The sequence below is a fragment of the Streptomyces sp. NPDC058195 genome, assembly GCF_042883525.1.
Taxonomy (GTDB): Bacteria; Actinomycetota; Actinomycetes; order Streptomycetales; family Streptomycetaceae; genus Streptomyces.
Map to the genome: position 1 here is coordinate 17,893 of NZ_JBHVVM010000001.1, position 18,987 is coordinate 36,879.

Here is an 18,987-nt window from a genome sequence, read left to right on the forward strand (position 1 = left end):
CGTCCGCCCGTCGGGCGGACGGCGCCGCTTCCGCCACACGTCCTAGCCGAAGACGATCATCGACCCCTGGGCCAGGCTCCGGGTCGCCGCCGCGTGCAGTCCCAGCCAGACGTGCCGCTCGCGGGCGAACGGGCTGTCGTCGTACGGCACCGGCGCGGCCGGCTCCTCCAGGGAGGTCGGCGCGGCGGGCGGCAGCGGGGCGGCCGGCGGGTTCGCCGGGTCGATGCCGAGGGACGGGGCGACGTACTCCAGCTCCCGCAGCAGCCCGTGCGAGGAGCCGAGCGGGCCGCCGCCCTCCAGCAGCTCGTCGGCGGTGAGCGGGGCGGCGAAGTCCACCGGGACGTACGCCCCGGCGTGGTCGTAGTGCCAGACCAGGTGGGACTGACGGGCCGACTCCTCGAACATCTCCAGCAACTGCTCGTAGTCACTGCCCAGTTCGCCGACCGGGGTGACGGCGAGGCCGCTGACCTGGAGGAGGAAGGCGCGGCGCAGGAAGTGCAGCGCGTCGTAGTCGAAGCCCGCGACGGGGGCGACGTCTCCGGTCAGGCCCGGCATGTAGGCGTACACCGGGACGGACGGGAGTCCGGCCTCGCCCAACGCCTTGTCGTAGACGGCGATCTCTTCGGCGAACGGGTTGTCGGGGCTGTGGCACAGCACATCGACGAGGGGGACCAGCCACAGGTCACAGGCCACGAGGTCTCGCTCTCCCACGGGTGCGCATCGGAATGTTCGGGATGGTCGGGACAGCGTAATGCGGTGCGCGCGCCGCGCACAGTGGCCCTACGGCCCTTCCGCCGCGAGCCGGTCCGCCCAGCCCAGCGCGTGGTTCTGGTAACCGTCCAGCACCGCGCGCACCGCGCCGGGGTCACCGAGCATGATCGCCGCGACCAGGTCCTCGTGACCGTGCCAGAGCGCGTCCCGGCCGCCGGTGTCGTGGCGCAGGTACGGCACCGCGAACACCCAGGTCTGCACGCGGAGTCGGTGCAGGAACTCGTTGATGTACGCGTTGCCCACGAACGCGCCCAGCTCACGCCAGAACCGCAGGTCGTAGCCGATCAGGATGTCCAGGTCGCCGCCCCGGGCCGCCCGTGCGGCCTCCTGGGCCCGGCGGCGCACGGAGACCAGGCAGTCCGGGTACTCCACCGGGGGCGCGGACGGGAGCCCGGCGCCGAAGTAGACGCTGCGGACCACCCCGTCGATGACCAGGCTCCGGGCCTCGACCAGGGACCGGTAGTCGGCGACGGTGAACTCCCGCACCCGAAAGCCCCGGTGCTGGTCCGTCTCCAGCAGTCCCTGGGCGGCGAGGTCGAAGAGCGCCTCGCGCACGGGGGTCGCGGACACCCCGTACTGCTCGGCGATCTGCTTGACCGTGAATTCCCGCCCCGGCTGGAGCCGTCCGGCGAGCACCTCGTCACGCAGCGCGTCCGCGATCTGCTGCCGCAGCGTGCTGCGGGTCACAGCTCCGTTCGCGCCCATGGCGCCCCTCCCCGTCCTTCTTGCCTGCGGTCACCTTAATCCAGGACTGCGCTGCCCGTATCCGGGCAGAAGGGGCGGGAGAGGGATGAGGGGAGGGACGCCATCGTGTCACGCAGTGTGCTCGTCGGCCACCGAGAGCGCCGCGTCGAGGGCCGCGAGGCCCTCCTTCGCCTCGGCCTCGGTGATGTTGCAGGCGGGTACGGCATGGGTGCGGTTCATGTTGATGAAGGGCCACAGGCCGTTCTTCTTGGCCGCCGCGCCGAAGGCCGCCATCGGCGCGTTGGCCTCGCCCGTCGCGTTGTACGGGACCAGCGGTTCGTGGGTCTCCTTGTCGCGGACCAGGTCCAGCGCCCAGAACGCGCCGAGGCCGCGGACCTCGCCGACCGACGGGTGGCGCTCGGCGAGTTCGCGCAGGCCGGGGCCGAGGACCGTCTCGCCGATGCGGGCGGCGTTCTCGACGACCTTCTCGTCCTCCATCACCCGGATGGTGGCGACGGCGGCGGCGCAGGCCAGCGGGTGACCGGAGTACGTCAGTCCGCCCGGGTAGGGGCGGGTGTCGAAGGTCGCGGCGATCTCGGCGGAGATCGCGACGCCGCCGAGCGGTACGTAACCGGAGTTGACGCCCTTGGCGAAGGTGATCAGGTCGGGCACCACGTCGAAGTGCTCGGAGGCGAACCACTTGCCGGTGCGGCCGAACCCGGCCATGACCTCGTCGAGGATGAAGACGATGCCGTACCGGTCGCAGATCTCCCGGACGCCCGCGAGGTAGCCGGGCGGCGGCGTCATGATGCCCGCGGTGCCGGGGATGGTCTCCAGGATGACCGCGGCGACGTTGGCGGCGCCCTCGTAGGCGAGGGTGTCCTCCAGGTGCTGGAGGGCGCGGGCGCACTCCTCGGCCTCGGTCTCGGCGTAGAACGGCGAGCGGTAGAGGAACGGCGCCCAGAAGTGGACGACGCCCGCCGAGCCGTTGTCGGACGGCCAACGACGCGGGTCACCGGTCAGGTTGATCGCGGTGGAGGTGGCGCCGTGGTACGAGCGGTACGCGGCGAGCACCTTCGTGCGGCCGGTGTGCAGCCGGGCCATCCGGACGGCGTTCTCGACGGCCTCGGCGCCGCCGTTGGTGAAGAAGATCTTGTCCAGGTCACCGGGGGTGCGCTCGGCGATGAGGCGCGCGGCCTCGGAGCGCGCCTCGATCGCGAACGCGGGGGCGAAGGTGGCGAGCTTGCCCGCCTGTTCCTGGATCGCGGCGACGACGGTGGGGTGCTGGTAACCGATGTTGGTGTAGACGAGACCGCTGGTGAAGTCGAGGTAGCGGTTGCCTTCGTAGTCCCAGAAGTACGCCCCCTCGGCGCCGGCGACGGCGAGCGGGTCGATCAGGCCCTGGGCGGACCAGGAGTGGAACACGTGCGCGCGGTCGGCGGCCTTGACGGCCGCACCGGCGGCGGGGTCGGCATGAGGGGTCATGCGGCGAGCGTAGGCCGTGCCGGGAGCGTCCCGACATCACCACGTTGTATGGCGTGGGGCGTTCCGCTGTGCAGGGTGTCGGGTCGCCGGAGGCGCGTCGGGTGCTTCCCGGACCGCAACCGCTCCGGCCGTGCCCCGCGTGCATCCCTATGATCGAGCGGGCATCGGGCGGGCCACGCCGGGCCCGGCCGGGCAGAGGGCCGATTCCTGGGGGAAGGACGTGTCAGCGTCAATGCAGAGCCTGACACCGCAAGATCCGCGCACCATCGGCGCGTACCGGCTGCTGGGCCGGCTCGGCGACGGGGGGATGGGCCAGGTCTATCTGGCCCGGTCCGAGCGGGGCCGGACCGTCGCGCTCAAGCTGGTACGCGGGGAGCTGGCCGAGAAGCAGGAGTTCCGCGACCGCTTCCGCCAGGAGGTGCGGGCCGCCCGCCAGGTCGGTTCCGTGTGGACCGCCCCGGTGCTGGACGCCGATACGGAGGCCGCCGTGCCGTGGGTCGCCACGGGGTACGTCGCCGGGCCCTCGCTGCACGCCACCGTGACCGGCCGCGCGCGCGTCCCGGGCGGCCCCTCCGGCGCGTACGGTCCGCTGCCGGAACGCTCGGTCCACATCCTGGGGTCCGGGCTCGCCCACGCCCTCCGGGCCATTCACGCGGCCGGGCTCATCCACCGCGACCTCAAGCCCTCCAACATCCTGCTGACGATCGACGGGCCGCGCGTCATCGACTTCGGCATAGCCCGCGCCTTCGACACCGCCACCGACGGCGGGGTCACCCGCACCGGCGCCCTGGTCGGCTCCCCCGGGTTCATGGCGCCCGAGCAGGTGCGCGGCGAGCGGGTGACCCCGGCGTGCGACGTGTTCTGTCTCGGCACGGTGCTGGCGTACGCCTCCACCGGCCGTCTCCCGTTCGGTACGGCCGACAGCCGGGTGCACGCGCAGATGTTCCGGATCGCGCAGGAGGACCCGGACCTGACCGGCGTGCCGGCGGGCCTCGTCGGCCTGGTCCGGGACTGCCTGCACAAGGACCCGGCCGCCCGTCCGACGACGGACGCGATCCTGGACCGGCTGTCCGGCACCGACTCCCCCGAGCCCTGGCTGCCCGGCGCCCTGATCGCCCAACTGGGCCGCCATGCCGTCGAGTTGCTGGATTCCGAGGACCCGGAGGACCCCGAGGACCTCACGGGGGCCGAGGGCCCGCAGGACCTGTCGGGCCACCCGGGCGAGCAGCCCCAGGAGCACCCGCGGGAGACCCCGGCCCCGGGCTACGGCCACGGCTTCCCGCAGCAGGCCCCCGCCCCTGGCTACGGCTTCCCGCCGCCCGCCCAGCCGCACCCCGCCGAGGGCTTCGGCCCTCCGCTGCCGCCCACCGGGTACGGCTACCCGCCGCAGCACCAGCAGGCCCCGTACCCGCCCGCCGGTTTCGGCCCCGCGCCGTCCTTCGGCCCCACCTGCGCCGCCGCGCCCCACCCCGGATCCGAACCGGTCCGCCGGGGCAGGGGCGCGACCGTCGCGCTCGTCGCGGTCGCCGTGCTCGTGGCGATCGGCGCGGGCGGCTCGGTCTACGCGCTCATGAACGAGGAGCCGCCCGGCCTCCACCCCGGTCCCACCGGCGCCCCGCCCTCCTCCTCGGACACGGGCGGCAGGGGCGGCGGCCCGTCCTCACCGGACCCCGGCTCCGCCGGGAAGAACGGCGACGGCCCCCTCCCCTCCGGCTACCTCGGCACCTGGTCCGGCACCATCGACAACGCGGCCGGCCGCTCCACCCGGAAACTCGTCATCCAGCAGGGCGCGGTCGGCGAGAAGGTCCTCACCCTCACCGCCGAGGGCCCGCTCGACACCGGCGGCTCGTACCACTGCGTCTTCCGGGCGAGCCTCTCCACGGCTCCTTCACAGGGCGGCCCGGTCAGGATCGGCCCGTCCGAGGTCACGGCCGGCCGGCCGATGACGTCCTGCACCCCGGGCGGCTCCACCACGCTCACCCTGCTCCCGGACGGCACCCTGCGCCGCGAGAACGACGGCAGCGGCGAACAGCTCACGTACACCAAGGGCGAGTAGCGGAACGGACTTCGCGGCTCAGACCGGGAGCGCGTCGGCCGCGCCGGTACCCGCCCCCGTACGGCGCGGCCGACGGCGGCGGCCGCGTCACCCCGGCGGGCCGGACGGTTCACGGGCCGGGGCCGGCCGACCGGATCCCGGCCCCGCAAATGTGTGCGACCTGTGGACGCGCATGCCCTACCCTGCGTGTGGGGCCGCATCCCTTCTCTCGTCTCCGGATGCCTCGGCCCCTCTTACCGTGGGGGTAATTCATTTTGCGTACGCGCAGAATCTCGACCGCGACCACGCTCGCGGTTCTCTTCAGCTCAGTGGTTCTGGTCGGCGGGGCGGCGAATCCGGCCGCCGCCGACTCCAGCAGGGTCATTCCCGCCGCCTCGGTCGGCGATGTCGTCGCGGACGGGGTGCACCACCGGGTCTTCATCAGTGACCCGGTCACGGGCAAGGTCCTCGTCACCGACTACAGCGGCAACGTCGTCGGCACCATCCCGTCCCTGCCCGGCGTGAACGGACTCGAACTCTCCGCCGACTCCGGCACGTTGTACGCCGGTGTGCCCGGCGCCGACGCGATCGCGGCGATCGACACCGCCGCGCTGGTGGAGTCCGCCCGGTACGCGACCGGCGCGAACACCAAGCCCGCCCACCCGGCGCTGGCGGGCGGCAAGCTCTGGTTCGGGTACGGGGCGGCGTCCGAGGGCAACATCGGCTCGCTCGACCTGTCCGGCGAGGCGCCCGTCGTCACCCTGGACCAGGACCCGGACCGCACCTGGTACGCGGCCCCGGTCCTGGCGTCGACACCGGGCGCTCCGGGCACGCTGGCCGCCGGGATCGAGGGGCAGAGCCCCGCCCAGCTGGCCGTGTACGACGTCGCCTCGGGCACCGCCACACGCACCGCGCAGGTCCACACCGACGGCGGAAACCTGCGCGACCTGGCGCTCACCCCGGACGGCTCGCAGGTCGTCGTCGCCAGCGGGTACCCGTACAAGCACCAGGCGTACAAGACCTCGGACCTGACGCCGGGGACCTCGTACCCGTCGAACGCGTACCCCAACGCCGTGGACATCGCGCCGGACGGCACGGTCGCCGCGGGCATCGACGGCTGGTACGAGCCGGACGTGTACATCTACAAGCAGGACGCCGCCAAGCCGGTCCGGACGTACGACTTCCCCAACACCGGGAACTCCAGCGGTTCGGACACGCTGGTCCCGGCCGGGCTCGCCTGGGCACCGGACAGCAGCCGGCTGTTCGCGGTCACCGCGAACAGCGCGGGCGTCCGCTCGCTGCGGGTGCTCACCGAGGCGCTGAAGTCCCCGACGACGGTCACCGTCAAGGCTCCGGCCAAGTCGCCGCTGAACAAGAAGCTGACCGTCACCGGCAAGGTGAGCTCGGCGGGCGCCTTCCCGGCGGGCACGAAGGCCACGGTCACGCGCACCGACATCGAGTCGCCCAAGGGCAAGGCACTGCCCGCGGTGACGCTGAAGCCGGACGGCAGCTTCTCGTTCACCGACACCCCGACCGCGGGCGGCCAGGTCACGTACAAGGTGACGTACGCGGGCGACGCGGCCCACTCCGCGGGCTCCGGCTCCGCCAAGGTCGCCGTCCCCCGGACGGTCCCCTCGCTGACGCTGAACCGCAACAAGGCGCTGTACTCGTACGGTGCCGACGTGACGTTCACCGCGCACCTCGGCAAGACGTACAAGAACCGCACGGTCGAGCTGTGGGTGGACCCGTTCGGCGCGGACAAGCCGAAGAAGCTGGCGAAGAGCGGCAAGGTCAACTCCAAGGGCAACCTGTCGACCGTCGTCGACATGACCCGGGACACCACCGTCACCGCGGTCTTCAAGGGTGACGGCCGGTACGCGGGCAAGACGGTCAGTTCGACCGCGTACGCGAAGGTGAAGGTCTCGACCTCCATCTCCAAGCAGTACAAGACGGCGAAGATCGGCACGACGTCGTACAAGTACTTCCACAAGAAGACCAACCCGGTCTTCACGACGTCGATGACGTACTACAAGAACCGCGCCCACAAGCTGTCGCTGCAGCTGAACTACCAGGGCAAGTGGTACGACGCGGGCTCGGACTACTTCAAGCTCGGCACGGGCGGGAAGACCATCATCACGCTCCAGGGCCCCCACGACACGGGGTACCGGATGCGGGTGCGGGCCTCCTACGTCAACGGCAGCTCGGGCGACACGGTGAACTCCACCACGCACGGCGCCTGGCAGTACTTCTACTTCACGAAGTAGCCACTCGTTCCGCGTGCGGGGCCGGGCGGATCACCGCCCGGCCCCGCACGCGCGTTCCGGTCCGGCTCAGAGCAGCGGCCTGGCCGACATCAGCAGGTGCCGGTGCGCCGCGTCCCGGTGGGACGCCTCCCGGTCCGGGGTGCCCTGGTCCGGGGTGCGGCCGGTGACCATCGCGCGCTGGCCGGGGCCCATCAGCTCGAACCGGACCACCGGGGTGTCGAACGAGCCCAGCGCGTCCATCAGATAGCCCGGGTTGAACGCGACGGTCATCTCGTCGTCACCGCCCCACTCGGCGGGCAGGCGCTGGGAGGCCACGTCGTCCTCGTAGCCCGCCTGGAGCAGCACCGAGTCACCGGAGAACGTGAGGTGGAGCGGGCTGCCGCCCTCCGCGACCACGGCGACCCGCTTGACGGCCGCGAACAGCGGCACCCGCTCCGTCTCCGCGGTGACCGCACCCGTCATCGTGAACAGCTTCTCGTGGCGCGGCAGCCGCCCGTCGAACAGGCGCACCGTCGTCCGCGTACCGGCCTGCTCGAAACCGGCCGAACCGCCGTCCAGCGCGAGCCGGACCAGGCCGCCCGGCCCGAGGGAACGGGCGATCTCGGTGAGCCGGCGGGCCGGGACCACGACATCGGCCGAGACCCCGTCCCGGCCGGGCTTCCAGGCGAACGTGCGCACCACGAACCGGTAGCGGTCCGTGGCGGCGAGCGTCATCGCTTCCCCGTCCAGCACGAGCCGGACACCCGTCAGCGTCGGCAGCGTGTCGTCCCGGCCCGCCGCCACGACCACCTGGGAGACGGCCGCCGCGAACTCCGCCGCGTCGACCTCACCGAGCACCTCCGGCAGCGCGGGCAGGGCCGGATAGTCGTCGAACGGCAGCACCGAGAGGCCGAAGCGCACACCATCGCCGGTCAGCGAGAACCGCGAACCCTCCACCGCGCACTCCACCACCCGCTCGGGCAGCACCTTGCAGACGTCGAACAGGCGGCGGCCCATCACCAGAACCCGGCCGGGCCTGACCGTCTCCGCCTCCACCTCGATGCGGGCGGACGCCTCGTAATCGAGACCGGAGATACGCAGCCGGCCGTCGGCCGCCTCCAGCAGCAGCCCGCCCAGCACGGGAACGGGTGAACGTGCGGGAAGCACCCGGGCGGCCCAGGCCACGGCATCGGTCAAGACAGCGCCTGCTACGCGGAATTCCATGGCGCCGACCCTAGAAGGCGGCACTGACAACGGAACGGAAGAAGGGGGAAACGGCTGCGGCCGACGACAGCGGCCACCCCCGTGAGCCGCTGCCGCCGTCCCCCTGCCCCTCCCCCGAGGGGCGTGCCGCAACCGTGTTCGGACTCTAGGTCGTCGGGTACGTAGCCGGAAGCTTCAGTTCGCACGGTGTGGACCGCTACGGGTATCAGCCCGCACAATCAAATAACCGGCAGCGCCTGTTCCGCTTAACTGCGGGCCAGTCCCGGCCGATCGCTTCGGGTGGATGGAGGATGTGTGCGCGCGCGGGAACGGGCCGATGACGTCATGCGGATGTACCGGCTGGCCCGGTCAGGCGGCACGCGGGAGCTCCTGCGCTGGCTGTCCGGCCGGGCGGCGGGCTGGGCCGGTCTGCTCGACGGGGACGGGACCGTGCTGCACTGCGAGAACCGCGGCGCGGACGGCACGGGCGCCGAGGCCGCCGCGCTGGCGGGCGCGTACGCCAAGGACATCTCCGGGCTGGACGCGCGCGCCTTCTCCTTCGACCGTGAGCGGCACACCGCGCTGCTGTTCCCGCTGGAGGGCCCGCCGGGCTCCGCCGCGCCGATCCTCGCGGTGGTCGCGCCGAGCCCGCTGCCGCACGGGCTCGCCCATCTGCTCTCCGACGCGGCGATGCCGCTCGCCCTGTGCTGGACGGCGGAGTCCGTGGAACGCAAGCGGCGCCGCGTCGACCTCGCGGAGTCCCGCAGCCGGGAGGCGGTGCTGCACCTGCTCATGACGGGCCAGTTGTCCATAGCGCACCAGGTGGCGGGCGCCCTTCGGCCCACGCTGCCGGACCCGGTCCGGGTGTACGTCGTGGAATGCGCGAGCGGCCGCCGGGACGAGGTGGCGCGGATCTGTACGGAGCTGTCCGGCGGCCGGTCCTGGATCGTGCGCTGCCCGGTCTACGCCCGCCATCTGATCCTGATCGTCCCGGCCGACGCGGACACGGGCACGAGCACGGACACGAGCACCGGCCCGGACACGGGCACAGGCAGGGGCACAGGCACAGGCAGGGGCACAGGCACAGGCACGGACGAGCAGCGGCTGGGCCTGCGGGTCGCCGAGGTGGTGCCCGAATGCGTCGTGGGCGCGAGCGCGGACCTGCCGCTGCCCGACACCGCGACCGGGTACCGCCAGGCCTTCCACGCGCTGGCCGTGGCCCGCACGCTTCCGGAGCGGCATGCCCGGTTCGGCTGTGCGCCCGACCCGGCGGTGGCGGCCGGGGCGGCCGGGGCGCGGTGGGCGGACCATCTGCTGCACCCGCTGCTGAGCTATCTGCCCCGGCGCGGCCAGGACCCGGGCAGCCAGGAACTCTCGGCGACGCTGGCCTCCTGGCTCGCCTTCTCCTCGCACGCGACCCTGCACCTGAAGATCCACCGCAACACCCTGGCCGCCCGGCTCCGTCTGATCGGCGAGCTCCTCGGCCTCGACCTGAACCAGGTCGGCGACCAGGCCGTCCTCGACCTGGCCCTCCGTATCCGCGCCACCCCCACCGTGCCGCGCGGCCCCCACCGGTCCGAGCAGCCGGCCGAACCGCCCCCCGGCCTCGACGACCTCCTGCGCGCCCGAGCCGTACGGGAATGGGCGGCCCAGCAACTGCACCCGCTCACCGCGTCCCAGGCCCCCCGGAACAGCGCCGACCCGCTCGGCACCCTCCGGGTCTGGCTGGGCTGCGGGGCCCAGCTCGCCCCGGCCGCCGAGGCCCTGGGCATCTCCGTACCGGGGATACGCAAGCGCCTCACCCGGCTCGAATCCGTCCTGGGCCGCTCGCTGCTCCAGGCGCCCAGCGCCCGGTACGACCTCTGGCTCGCCTTCCGGTCCCTGGACGCGGAAGACCTTTCCTGAGGGCCGGGTCCTCAGCCGCCGCCTGAACCGAGAAGGGGCGCGCCCGGCCGGAGCCGGACACGCCCCGTCGGGTGGGGTCATGAGTACGTCAGCGGTGCGGTCAGCAGCTCAGGTTGGAGCCGGGCGTGGTGCCGAGGATCGCCGCGAACGCCTTGTAGCGGTCGATACGGCTCTGGACCTGGGCGGGGTTGCCGCCGTTGCACTCCAGGGTGCCGTTGATGGAACGGATGGTCTCGCCGAACCCGGCGCCGTTCACCATGGCCTGATGGGCGGTCATGGTGCCGGGGCCGTTCTGGGTGTTCCAGTACCAAAGGCCGGTCTGCCAGGCGATCGAGGCGTTCTGCTCGACCAGGTACGGGTTGCCCAGCAGGTCGATGCCGAGCGCGTCACCGGCCGCCTTGTAGTTGAAGTTCCAGCTGAGCTGGATCGGCCCCCGGCCGTAGTACGCGGCCTGCCCGGCCGGGCAGCCGTAGGGCTGGGAAGCGTCGCAGTAGTGCGGGTAGTTGGACGTGTTCTGCTCCACCACGTACACCAGGCCGCCCGTCTCATGGCTGACGTTGGCGAGGAACGCCGCCGCCTCCTGGCGCTTGACGGTGTCGCTGCCGGTGTTCGCGAAGGCCGGGTAGGCGCTCAGGGCCGCGGTCAGCCCGCTGTACGTGTAGAACGAATTCCGGCTCGGGAACATCTGGTTGAACTGCGCCTCGCTGACGACGAAGCCGGACGGGCTGCCCGGGTCCGTGCCGCCGCCACCGCCGCAGCTTCCCTGGTCCGCCCAGACGTCGGAGCTTCCGGGAGTCTCGTTCTGGGTCCACCACTTGGCGGACCAGTTGTGTCCGTTGTGGGAGGCCGACATGCCGCCGGTGTAGACGGAGGAGGAGCTCCAGGGGGCCGCGCAGTCGGCCGCCGCGGCAGTGGTCGCGGGAAGCGCGACGACCAGTGCGACGACCGCGCCGAGCGCGGCCAGCAGGCCCACGATGCGTCTGATCATGCGATCACTCCTTCGGTGCGGCGCAGCGAACCGGACGGTGCACCGCCAGGGGGGTTGACGGTCACTGAAGCGCCGCTGGTCTGGACCTGTCAAGGTCTGGACCATGAGGGAAACTGTTCGTGAAGGAGTGCGCGCGAGCGGGCCGACGGCACGTCCGCACCGCCGGAACCGCTCTCAACAGGGCTGATTCCGGAGGAAGTTCATCCGGATCGAGTGGCGCGCCGCGGACGGGCCCGAAGGTAAAACCTCCGGGCCCGTCCAGCATGCGGGACGTCAGCCGTCAGCGTCAGCCATGAGCCGTCCGGCGGACCGGCCGTCGGCGGACCGGGCCGTCAGCAGCCCAGCCGGGAGCCCGGTGCCGTACCGAGCACACCGGTGATCCGCTCGTACGCGGCGACCCGGGCGGCGACCGAGGCGGGGTTACCGCCGTCGCACTCCAGGGCACCGTTGAGCGAACGGATCGTCTCGCCGAATCCGGCGCCGCCGACCATCGCCTCGTGCGAGGTCATCGTGCCGGGGCCGTTCTGGGTGTTCCAGTACCAGAGCGCGGTCTGCCAGGCGACGGACGGGTCCTGCTCGACCAGCCAGGGGTTGTTCAGGAGGTCGAGGCCCAGGGCGTCGCCCGCGGCCTTGTAGTTGAAGTTCCAGCTGAACATGATCGGGCCCCGGCCGTAGTACGCCTTCTGCCCGGCCGGGCACCCGTAGGGCTGGCTGTAGTCGCACTTGCGGCCGTAGTTGTCCTCGTTGATCTCCTTCACGTACCGGAGTCCGACCGACTCGAAGTCCGCGTGCGTGAGGAAGGCCGCGGCCTCCTGGGCACGGGTGGCGGGGGTGCCGGTGTTGGCGAAGCGCGGGTAGGAGTGCAGGGCGTCGATCAGGCCCTGGTACGTGTAGAACGGGTTGCGGTCCGGGAAGACCGCGTCGAACTGTGCCTCGCTGACGACGAAGTCCGAGACCCCGCCGACGCAGGCTCCCTGGTCGGCCCAGACGCTCGTGGCGCCCGGGTTCTCGTTCCGCGTCCACCACTGGGCGGTCCAGTTGCGGCCGTGGTGCGAGACCGTTCCGCCCTGCGTGTAGGCGGTCGAGGAGCTCCACAGCGGCGCGCACCGCGCGGCTGGCCCGGTGGCGGAAGCGGTGGACTCGGCGGCGGAAGCGGTGACGGGGAAGCATGCCGCGGCGGCGAGGACGGAACTCAGCACGGTCAGGAGGCTCTTTAGGCGTTTCAGCGCTGCTCACTCCTTCGGCGGGGCACGCCGAGCACCTCAGCGGGCCGTCGGGACGTCCCGCCACTCAAGCCCTGCTGGTCTGGACCTGTCAAGGTCTAGACCATGGGGGCTCGCGCGCTCCGGAGGGAAGCCCGGATGGCGTTCACGCGCACCGCGGGCGCCCCGGTCCTGCCGTGCGTCACCGCGACTGCCGCTCGCCCCGGTGGCCGGGCTTCACGTGCACGGCGCCGCCACCGTCGCACCGGACCGTGGTGGTGCGCAGCTCGGTCCACGTGGCCCCTGCCGTGGCACCAGCGGAAAGAGGGCCGGGGCGACTGCTCGCCCCGGCCCTCTTTCCCTCTCCTGGAGGGACCTCTTGGAGGGACCTCCAGGAGGGATCTCCTAGAGGAAGGAGTTGATCTCGATGGTCTCGGTGCGGCCGGGGCCGACACCGATCGCGGAGATCGGTGCGCCGGACATCTCCTCCAGCGCCTTCACGTACGCCTGGGCGTTCTTCGGCAGGTCGCCGAAGGTCTTGGCCTTCGTGATGTCCTCGGACCAGCCCGGCAGCATCTCGTAGACGGGCTTCGCGTGGTGGAAGTCCGTCTGGCTGTAGGGGAGCTCCTCGACGCGCTTGCCGTCGATCTCGTACGCCACGCAGACCGGGATCTGCTCCCAGCCGGTCAGCACGTCCAGCTTGGTGAGGAAGAAGTCGGTGAGGCCGTTGACCCGGGTCGCGTACCGCGCGATGACCGCGTCGAACCAGCCGCAGCGACGGTCACGGCCGGTGGTGACACCGCGCTCGCCGCCGATCCGGCGCAGCGCCTCGCCGTCCTCGTCGTGCAGCTCCGTGGGGAACGGACCGGCGCCGACGCGGGTGGTGTACGCCTTGAGGATGCCGATGACCCGGCTGATCTTCGTCGGGCCGACCCCGGCACCGGTGCAGGCGCCGCCCGCGGTCGGGTTCGAGGAGGTGACGAAGGGGTACGTGCCGTGGTCGACGTCGAGGAGCGTGCCCTGGCCACCCTCGAAGAGGACGACCTTTCCGGCGTCGATGGCGTCGTTCAGGATCAGCGTCGTGTCGGCGACGTAGGGCTTGATCTGCTCCGCGTACTGGAGCATCTCCTCGACGATCTTGCCGGACTCGATCGCGCGCCGGTTGAAGACCTTGGCGAGCATCTGGTTCTTCTGCTCCAGAGCCGCCTCGACCTTCTGCTCCAGGATCGACTCGTCGTACAGGTCCTGGACACGGATGCCCACGCGGTTGATCTTGTCGGCGTACGTCGGGCCGATGCCGCGGCCGGTCGTACCGATCTTCCGCTTACCGAGGAACCGTTCCGTCACCTTGTCGACGGTGACGTTGTACGGAGTGATCAAATGGGCGTTGCCGCTGATCAGAAGCTTGGACGTGTCCACGCCTCGATCGTTCAGCCCACTCAGCTCGGAGAGCAGGACGGCCGGGTCGACAACGACACCGTTTCCGATGACCGGGGTACAACCCGGTGAAAGGATTCCGGAGGGGAGGAGATGCAGTGCGTACTTCTGGTCACCCACGACCACCGTATGGCCGGCGTTGTTGCCGCCCTGGTAGCGCACCACGTAGTCCACGGATCCACCGAGGAGGTCGGTGGCCTTTCCCTTGCCCTCGTCACCCCACTGAGCACCGAGCAGCACAAGTGCGGGCACAGGCGTACACCCCTTCCGGGCGGGGCATGTCCAAGGTCAGGGGGCGTTACGTGAACGTCGTACATGCCGTACGACGATGTACGACACGGCCTGAACCGTCGAACCGGTTGCCCCGGAATAGACGAAGCCCCTGGCGCAATAGCGCAAGGGGCTCTTGCACCAAGATGCTACCCGAGGAAGGACCGAGGTGTCGGCTGCCCAGCCCCCCGGCGACGGTGCGCACCAGCTGCTGGTGGTCATCGACCCGGTCGCCCGCCGGACCGACGGCGAGTCCGTACGTATCGCGAAGGACGTCCTGAGCGCCGGTTCGCACGCCAAGATCTGCCTGCCCGACGGGCCCGAGGAATTTGCCCGCGCGCTCGCCCGTCGGGGTGGTCGGCGGCCGGTGGTGGTCGGCGACGACCGCGCGCTGCGGCGGGCCGTGGCCCAGCTGCACCGGGAGCGGGAACCGGCCGGCCGCGCGCTCGCGCTGGTTCCGGTGGGCCACGCGGGCACGCTGGAGCTGGCCCACGCGCTCGGGGTGCCCAGGAGCGCGGTGGCGGCGGCGCGCACCGCGCTGGACGGGGCCGTGCGGCGGCTGGACCTGCTGGTGGACGACAGCGACGGGGTGGTGCTGGACGCGCTGCGCATCCCGGCGCCGCACATGCTGCCGGGTGCCGCGTCCGCGCACACCGGGGTCACCGCCGTGTGGGACTCCTGCCGCAACCTGGTCCGCACGCTGGTGCGCCCGGCCCCGGCGGCGCCCGCCGCCCCGCCGCCCGTGCACCGGCTGCGGGTCGAGGCGGACGGGGCCCTGCTGAACGGCCTGGACCGGCCGGTCGAATCGGTGACCGTGACGTCGCGGGGCGGCGGGGGGCTCGCGGAGGTGGTGATCCGGCCGCCGTCGGCCGCTCCGGAGACGACGGAGGCGAAGGCCGTGACGGTCTCGGGCGCCGACTTCCGCTACCGGGCGGACATACAGGTCGGCGGCCCGGTCCGGACGCGCACCTGGACGGTGCGGGAGGGGGCCTGGGGGCTGATGCTGCCGGCCGGTACGGGGTAGGGCGCGGCCGGGCGGCGCGGCCGGGCGCGCTGACGCCTCAGGCGTTGGCGTGTCCCTCGTAGGGCGGGAAGCCGAGCGTCTTGCGGTGCTCGCGCCAGCGGTCCATCACTCCGCCCAGCTCCGCCTGGAGGAACTCGAAGAACGCCACGGTCTCGGCGAGCCGGGAGCCGGCCGGGGTGTCCTCGCCCAGGACGCGGACACCGTCCCTGAGCGCGTTCTCCCAGCGGGTCAGCACCCGGTCCCGGTGGGCGAAGGTGGTGTACCAGACCTCGTCGTGCAGGCGGTACCGGTCGCGGCGCGAACCCGGCTCGCGCTCGCGGCCGACCATGCTGACCTGCGTGAGGTAGGTGACCGCGCCGGACACGGCGGCGGGGCTGATCTGCAGCGCGAGGGCCAGTTCGGCGGAGGTCATGGAGCCGTCGTCGTCCGCGAGCAGCGCGGCGAAGACCCGGGACGCCATCCGCTGCATCCCCGCCTCGGTCATCTCGGCCGCGAACCGCTCGACGAACCGCGACACGGCCTCCGCGTCCCGCCCGGTTTCGCGCTCCGCGGCCCGGTCCGCCCCGCGCTCCGCGGCCTGTCCGGTCTCGCGTTCCGTGGCCTGGTCCGTTTCCCGTTCCGTGGCCTGTCCGGGGCGCGTGGTCTGTTCGGTCTCGCTGGTCATGGCCCGATCGTCTCCCCTGCTCTTCCGGCTCCCGCCGTGACGTCAACTTTATACGCTTCCTTAACTTCACAAAATTGTGAAAGTAGCGTACGTTCAGAAACATGACTAGGGCGATCACCGTGGCCGGACTGCACAAGTCGTTCGGCCGGACACATGCGCTGGACGGCCTCGACCTCACCGTCGAGTCCGGCGAGGTCCACGGCTTCCTCGGGCCGAACGGCTCGGGGAAGTCCACCACCATCCGGGTACTGCTGGGTCTGCTCCGGGCCGATTCCGGCGCCGCCCAGCTGCTCGGCCGCGACCCATGGCAGGACGCGGTGGAGCTCCACCGCAAAGTGGCGTACGTCCCGGGAGACGTCACGCTGTGGCGCAACCTCTCCGGCGGCGAGGTGATCGACCTGTACGGCAGCCTGCGCGGCGGGCTGGACGCGGCACGACGGGCCGAGCTGATCGACCGCTTCGAGCTGGACCCCACCAAGAAGGGGCGCACGTACTCCAAGGGGAACCGGCAGAAGGTCGCCCTGGTCGCCGCCTTCGCCTCCGACGTGGACCTGCTGATCCTGGACGAACCGACCAGCGGGCTCGATCCGCTGATGGAGGGGGTCTTCCAGGAATGCGTCGCCCAGGAACGGGCGCGCGGGCGCACGGTGCTGCTCTCCAGCCACATCCTCAGCGAGATCGAGACGCTGTGCGACCGGGTCAGCATCATCCGCCAGGGACGGACCGTGGAGACCGGCTCGCTGGCCGACCTGCGCCACCTCACCCGGACGAGCATCACCGCCGAGCTGGACGGTGCGCCCGACGGGCTGGGTCGGCTGCCCGGGGTCCACGGCCTCGACGTCCAGGGCCTCCGGGTCACCCTCCAGGTCGACACGGACAAGCTGGACGCCGTACTGCGCGCGCTCACCGCCTCCGGCGTCCGGACGCTGACGAGCACCCCGCCCACCCTGGAGCAGCTGTTCCTGCGCCACTACGCGACGGAAGCCCCCGAGGGAGTGAGCGCGCGATGACCACCGTGGCCACGACCGCCCCGGCCGGAACGGGGCGCCGGAGCGGGCGCCGGAGCGGTGCCGGGACCGGCCGGTTCGCCGGGACGGGAGCGCTGCTGCGGCTCGCTCTGCGGCGTGACCGGATCATGCTGCCGGTCTGGGTGCTGGCGCTCGGCGGCTCCTTCTCCTCCGTCGCCGGGTCGCTCGCCTCGCTGTACGGCACCGCGGCGCAGCGCGCCGACCTCGCCGCGTCGATGAACGCGAACAGCTCGCTCCGGGCGATGTACGGACCGGTCTTCGACGACTCGGTCGGCGGCCTCGTGAGCTGGCGGATGGCCTCGCTCGGGGCGGTGCTGGCAGCCGTGATGAGCCTGATCATCGTCATCCGGCACACCCGGGAGGAAGAGGAGACCGGCCGTCAGGAGATGCTCTCCGCCGCGATGGTGGGACGCCGCGCCCCACTGACCGCCGCGCTGCTCACCGCGCTGATCGCCAACGCGGCACTGGCGCTGGTGATCGCGGCGGGTCTGGCGGGCTCCGGGGCGGGCGGGGCCGGAGCGGTGGCCCTCGCGCTGGCGGTCGCCGGGACCGGTGCGCTGTTCGCCTGCACGGCGGCGATCGCCGCTCAGCTCACCGAGAGCGCGCGACTGGCCAAGGGGCTGACGGCCGCGGTGATCGGTGCCGCGTTCGTCCTGAAGGCGGCGGGCGACTCGGCGGCGGACGACGGCTCGTCCGTGCTGACCTGGCTCTCCCCCGTCGGCTGGGCGGAGAACGTCCGGGCGTACGGGGATGAGCGCGGGTGGGTGCTGCTCCTGCTCGCGGCGGCGGTCGCCGCCCAGGCCGCGCTCGCCTACGCCCTGGCCGGGCGGCGGGACGTCGGCATGAGCTTCCTGGCGACGAGACCGGGACCGGCACGCGGGCGGATCCGTACGGCGTCCGGCCTCGCGCTGCGGCTCCAGCGCGGGGCGCTGACCGGGTGGACGCTCTGCTTCGCCGTGGTCGGGGCCGCGTTCGGCGGGCTGGCCGACGGAGCGGCCGATCTCGTCGGCGACAGCGAGCAGACCAGGGAGATCATCGAGCGGATGGGCGGGCAGTCCGGCCTGACCGACGCGTTCCTCGCCGCGATGGTCTCGATGCTCGGGATGGTCGCGTCGCTGTACATCGTCGCGTCGGTGCTGCGACTGCACGGCGAGGAGACCGCCGGTCGCGCCGAGCCGGTGCTGGCGGGCGGGGTCAGCCGGATCGGCTGGGCGGCCGGTCACCTGGTCATCGCCTTCGGCGGCGCGGCCCTGCTGATGACGGCCGGTGGGCTCGGCCTCGCGGCGGGCTACGGCCGCGGCCTCCCGGCGGTGCTGGGTGCCGCGCTGGTGCAGCTTCCGGCGGTCTGGCTGCTGGGCGGGATGACGGTGCTGCTGTACGGGGTGGTCCCGAAGGCGGCGGTGGCGGCCTGGGGTGTCGCCGGGGTCTGCCTGGCGCTGGGGTGGCTCGGGCCCGCCCTCGACCTACCGCGGCTGGTGCTGGACCTGTCCCCGTTCACGCATCTGCCGAGGCTGCCGGGCGGGGCGGGAATGGCGTGGGGTCCGGTGCTGGCGCTGACCGCCGTCGCGGTGGTCCTGACCGGGGCCGGGGCGGCGGCCCTGCGCAGACGCGATGTGCTGAGCTGAGCCGGGCCGACGGCTCACATGGCGAGAGGACGGGGCGGAGGCCCGGCGGGTGCAACCCCGCCGGGGTGCCGCTGCGTCACCCCGTTCATGGAGAACCGAAGGGAAGCGCTCCGCGGGGCCGCCGGATGCCTGGTCGTCGCCGCGGGCGGGATCGCCGGGATGCTGGCCTGGACGCCGTACGGAAGGCATGGTCTCATCAGCGGTTTCGAGGGCGCGAAGGAGTGGAACGTGCTGTGGCTCGGGCTGCCGGTCATGACGCTCGGCGGCATCGCGGCCGGGCTCACCCTCGTCGCCCTCGCGGGGCGGAAGTGGCGGCGGGCGCTCGGGGCGGCGGCGGCGCTCGGGGCCCTCGCCGGTTTCGGGGTGGCCTTCGACGTACTGGAGGGCCCGCCCCTGGCTTGCGGCCCGGGGTGTTGAGGGCGC

At 72.4% G+C, this 18,987-nt stretch carries 15 protein-coding genes; 7 read left to right on the forward strand and 8 right to left on the reverse strand.

Annotated features, from left to right (window positions below):
* Nucleotides 1–42: 42 nt before the first annotated feature.
* The 3 genes from ACFVWY_RS00105 to ACFVWY_RS00115 form a co-directional block, all read right to left on the reverse strand.
* Nucleotides 43–693: a hypothetical protein gene (locus tag ACFVWY_RS00105; protein ID WP_389866289.1), complete on the reverse strand. Its 651-nt coding sequence runs from the start codon at nt 691–693 to the stop codon at nt 43–45.
* Between the two features lie 87 nt (nt 694–780).
* Nucleotides 781–1,476, reverse strand: coding sequence for a GntR family transcriptional regulator (locus ACFVWY_RS00110; protein ID WP_389865437.1), 696 nt, complete (start codon nt 1,474–1,476; stop codon nt 781–783).
* A gap of 108 nt (nt 1,477–1,584) precedes the next feature.
* Entirely contained in the window at nt 1,585–2,940 is a 1,356-nt protein-coding gene (locus ACFVWY_RS00115) for an aspartate aminotransferase family protein (RefSeq protein ID WP_389865439.1), read from the reverse strand.
* Nucleotides 2,941–3,172: 232 nt separating this feature from the next.
* Here ACFVWY_RS00115 and ACFVWY_RS00120 point away from each other — a divergent pair, with 232 nt between their 5' ends.
* Together ACFVWY_RS00120 and ACFVWY_RS00125 are read left to right on the forward strand one after the other, a co-directional pair.
* Nucleotides 3,173–4,996, forward strand: a complete 1,824-nt coding sequence (locus tag ACFVWY_RS00120) for a protein kinase (protein ID WP_389865442.1) — start codon at nt 3,173–3,175, stop codon at nt 4,994–4,996.
* A gap of 254 nt (nt 4,997–5,250) precedes the next feature.
* Complete coding sequence (locus tag ACFVWY_RS00125; protein ID WP_389865445.1) at nt 5,251–7,239, forward strand: Ig-like domain repeat protein; 1,989 nt, start codon at nt 5,251–5,253, stop codon at nt 7,237–7,239.
* 66 nt (nt 7,240–7,305) lie between these two features.
* Here ACFVWY_RS00125 and dnaN read toward each other — a convergent pair whose 3' ends face one another.
* A complete protein-coding gene (gene dnaN / locus ACFVWY_RS00130; RefSeq protein WP_389865448.1) occupies nt 7,306–8,442 on the reverse strand; it encodes a DNA polymerase III subunit beta in 1,137 nt (378 codons plus the stop codon).
* 330 nt (nt 8,443–8,772) lie between these two features.
* Between dnaN and ACFVWY_RS00135 the strand changes: the two genes are divergently transcribed.
* The gene (locus ACFVWY_RS00135; RefSeq protein WP_389866290.1) at nt 8,773–10,326 is read left to right on the forward strand and encodes a helix-turn-helix domain-containing protein; all 1,554 of its coding nucleotides are present in this window, start codon (nt 8,773–8,775) and stop codon (nt 10,324–10,326) included.
* 100 nt (nt 10,327–10,426) lie between these two features.
* On the opposite strand, the gene ACFVWY_RS00140 is transcribed toward ACFVWY_RS00135, so the two are convergent.
* The 3 genes from ACFVWY_RS00140 to ACFVWY_RS00150 all read right to left on the reverse strand — a co-directional run bounded on the left by ACFVWY_RS00140 (nt 10,427) and on the right by ACFVWY_RS00150 (nt 14,205).
* Nucleotides 10,427–11,314, reverse strand: a complete 888-nt coding sequence (locus tag ACFVWY_RS00140; protein WP_389865451.1) for a glycoside hydrolase family 19 protein — start codon at nt 11,312–11,314, stop codon at nt 10,427–10,429.
* 332 nt (nt 11,315–11,646) lie between these two features.
* Nucleotides 11,647–12,513, reverse strand: a complete 867-nt coding sequence (locus ACFVWY_RS00145; protein ID WP_389865454.1) for a glycoside hydrolase family 19 protein — start codon at nt 12,511–12,513, stop codon at nt 11,647–11,649.
* A 408-nt stretch (nt 12,514–12,921) separates the two neighbouring features.
* Nucleotides 12,922–14,205: an adenylosuccinate synthase gene (locus ACFVWY_RS00150; RefSeq protein ID WP_389865457.1), complete on the reverse strand. Its 1,284-nt coding sequence runs from the start codon at nt 14,203–14,205 to the stop codon at nt 12,922–12,924.
* Nucleotides 14,206–14,392: 187 nt separating this feature from the next.
* On the opposite strand from ACFVWY_RS00150, the gene ACFVWY_RS00155 reads away from it, so the two are divergent.
* Nucleotides 14,393–15,247, forward strand: coding sequence for a diacylglycerol kinase (locus ACFVWY_RS00155; RefSeq protein ID WP_389865459.1), 855 nt, complete (start codon nt 14,393–14,395; stop codon nt 15,245–15,247).
* Between the two features lie 37 nt (nt 15,248–15,284).
* Here ACFVWY_RS00155 and ACFVWY_RS00160 read toward each other — a convergent pair whose 3' ends face one another.
* Entirely contained in the window at nt 15,285–15,911 is a 627-nt protein-coding gene (locus ACFVWY_RS00160) for a GbsR/MarR family transcriptional regulator (protein WP_389865460.1), read from the reverse strand.
* 101 nt (nt 15,912–16,012) lie between these two features.
* Here ACFVWY_RS00160 and ACFVWY_RS00165 point away from each other — a divergent pair, with 101 nt between their 5' ends.
* The 3 genes from ACFVWY_RS00165 (at nt 16,013) to ACFVWY_RS00175 (ending at nt 18,981) form a co-directional block, all read left to right on the forward strand.
* Nucleotides 16,013–16,921, forward strand: a complete 909-nt coding sequence (locus tag ACFVWY_RS00165) for an ATP-binding cassette domain-containing protein (RefSeq protein ID WP_389865462.1) — start codon at nt 16,013–16,015, stop codon at nt 16,919–16,921.
* Nucleotides 16,918–18,564 carry an ABC transporter permease gene (locus ACFVWY_RS00170; RefSeq protein WP_389865465.1) on the forward strand — a complete coding sequence of 549 codons (1,647 nt, stop codon included), beginning with the start codon at nt 16,918–16,920 and terminating at the stop codon, nt 18,562–18,564. Before ACFVWY_RS00165 ends, ACFVWY_RS00170 begins: the two co-directional genes overlap by 4 nt.
* A gap of 87 nt (nt 18,565–18,651) precedes the next feature.
* A complete protein-coding gene (locus tag ACFVWY_RS00175; protein ID WP_389865467.1) occupies nt 18,652–18,981 on the forward strand; it encodes a hypothetical protein in 330 nt (109 codons plus the stop codon).
* Nucleotides 18,982–18,987 lie beyond the last annotated feature (6 nt).

Coding starts and splice junctions, on each gene's coding strand:
- ACFVWY_RS00165 (WP_389865462.1), top strand. CDS start 16,013: ATGACTAGGGCGATCACCGTGGCCGGACTGCACAAGTCGTTCGGCCGG.
- dnaN (WP_389865448.1), bottom strand. CDS start 8,442: ATGGAATTCCGCGTAGCAGGCGCTGTCTTGACCGATGCCGTGGCCTGG.
- ACFVWY_RS00110 (WP_389865437.1), bottom strand. CDS start 1,476: ATGGGCGCGAACGGAGCTGTGACCCGCAGCACGCTGCGGCAGCAGATC.
- ACFVWY_RS00120 (WP_389865442.1), top strand. CDS start 3,173: ATGCAGAGCCTGACACCGCAAGATCCGCGCACCATCGGCGCGTACCGG.
- ACFVWY_RS00140 (WP_389865451.1), bottom strand. CDS start 11,314: ATGATCAGACGCATCGTGGGCCTGCTGGCCGCGCTCGGCGCGGTCGTC.
- ACFVWY_RS00175 (WP_389865467.1), top strand. CDS start 18,652: ATGGAGAACCGAAGGGAAGCGCTCCGCGGGGCCGCCGGATGCCTGGTC.
- ACFVWY_RS00115 (WP_389865439.1), bottom strand. CDS start 2,940: ATGACCCCTCATGCCGACCCCGCCGCCGGTGCGGCCGTCAAGGCCGCC.
- ACFVWY_RS00160 (WP_389865460.1), bottom strand. CDS start 15,911: ATGACCAGCGAGACCGAACAGACCACGCGCCCCGGACAGGCCACGGAA.
- ACFVWY_RS00135 (WP_389866290.1), top strand. CDS start 8,773: ATGTACCGGCTGGCCCGGTCAGGCGGCACGCGGGAGCTCCTGCGCTGG.
- ACFVWY_RS00170 (WP_389865465.1), top strand. CDS start 16,918: ATGACCACCGTGGCCACGACCGCCCCGGCCGGAACGGGGCGCCGGAGC.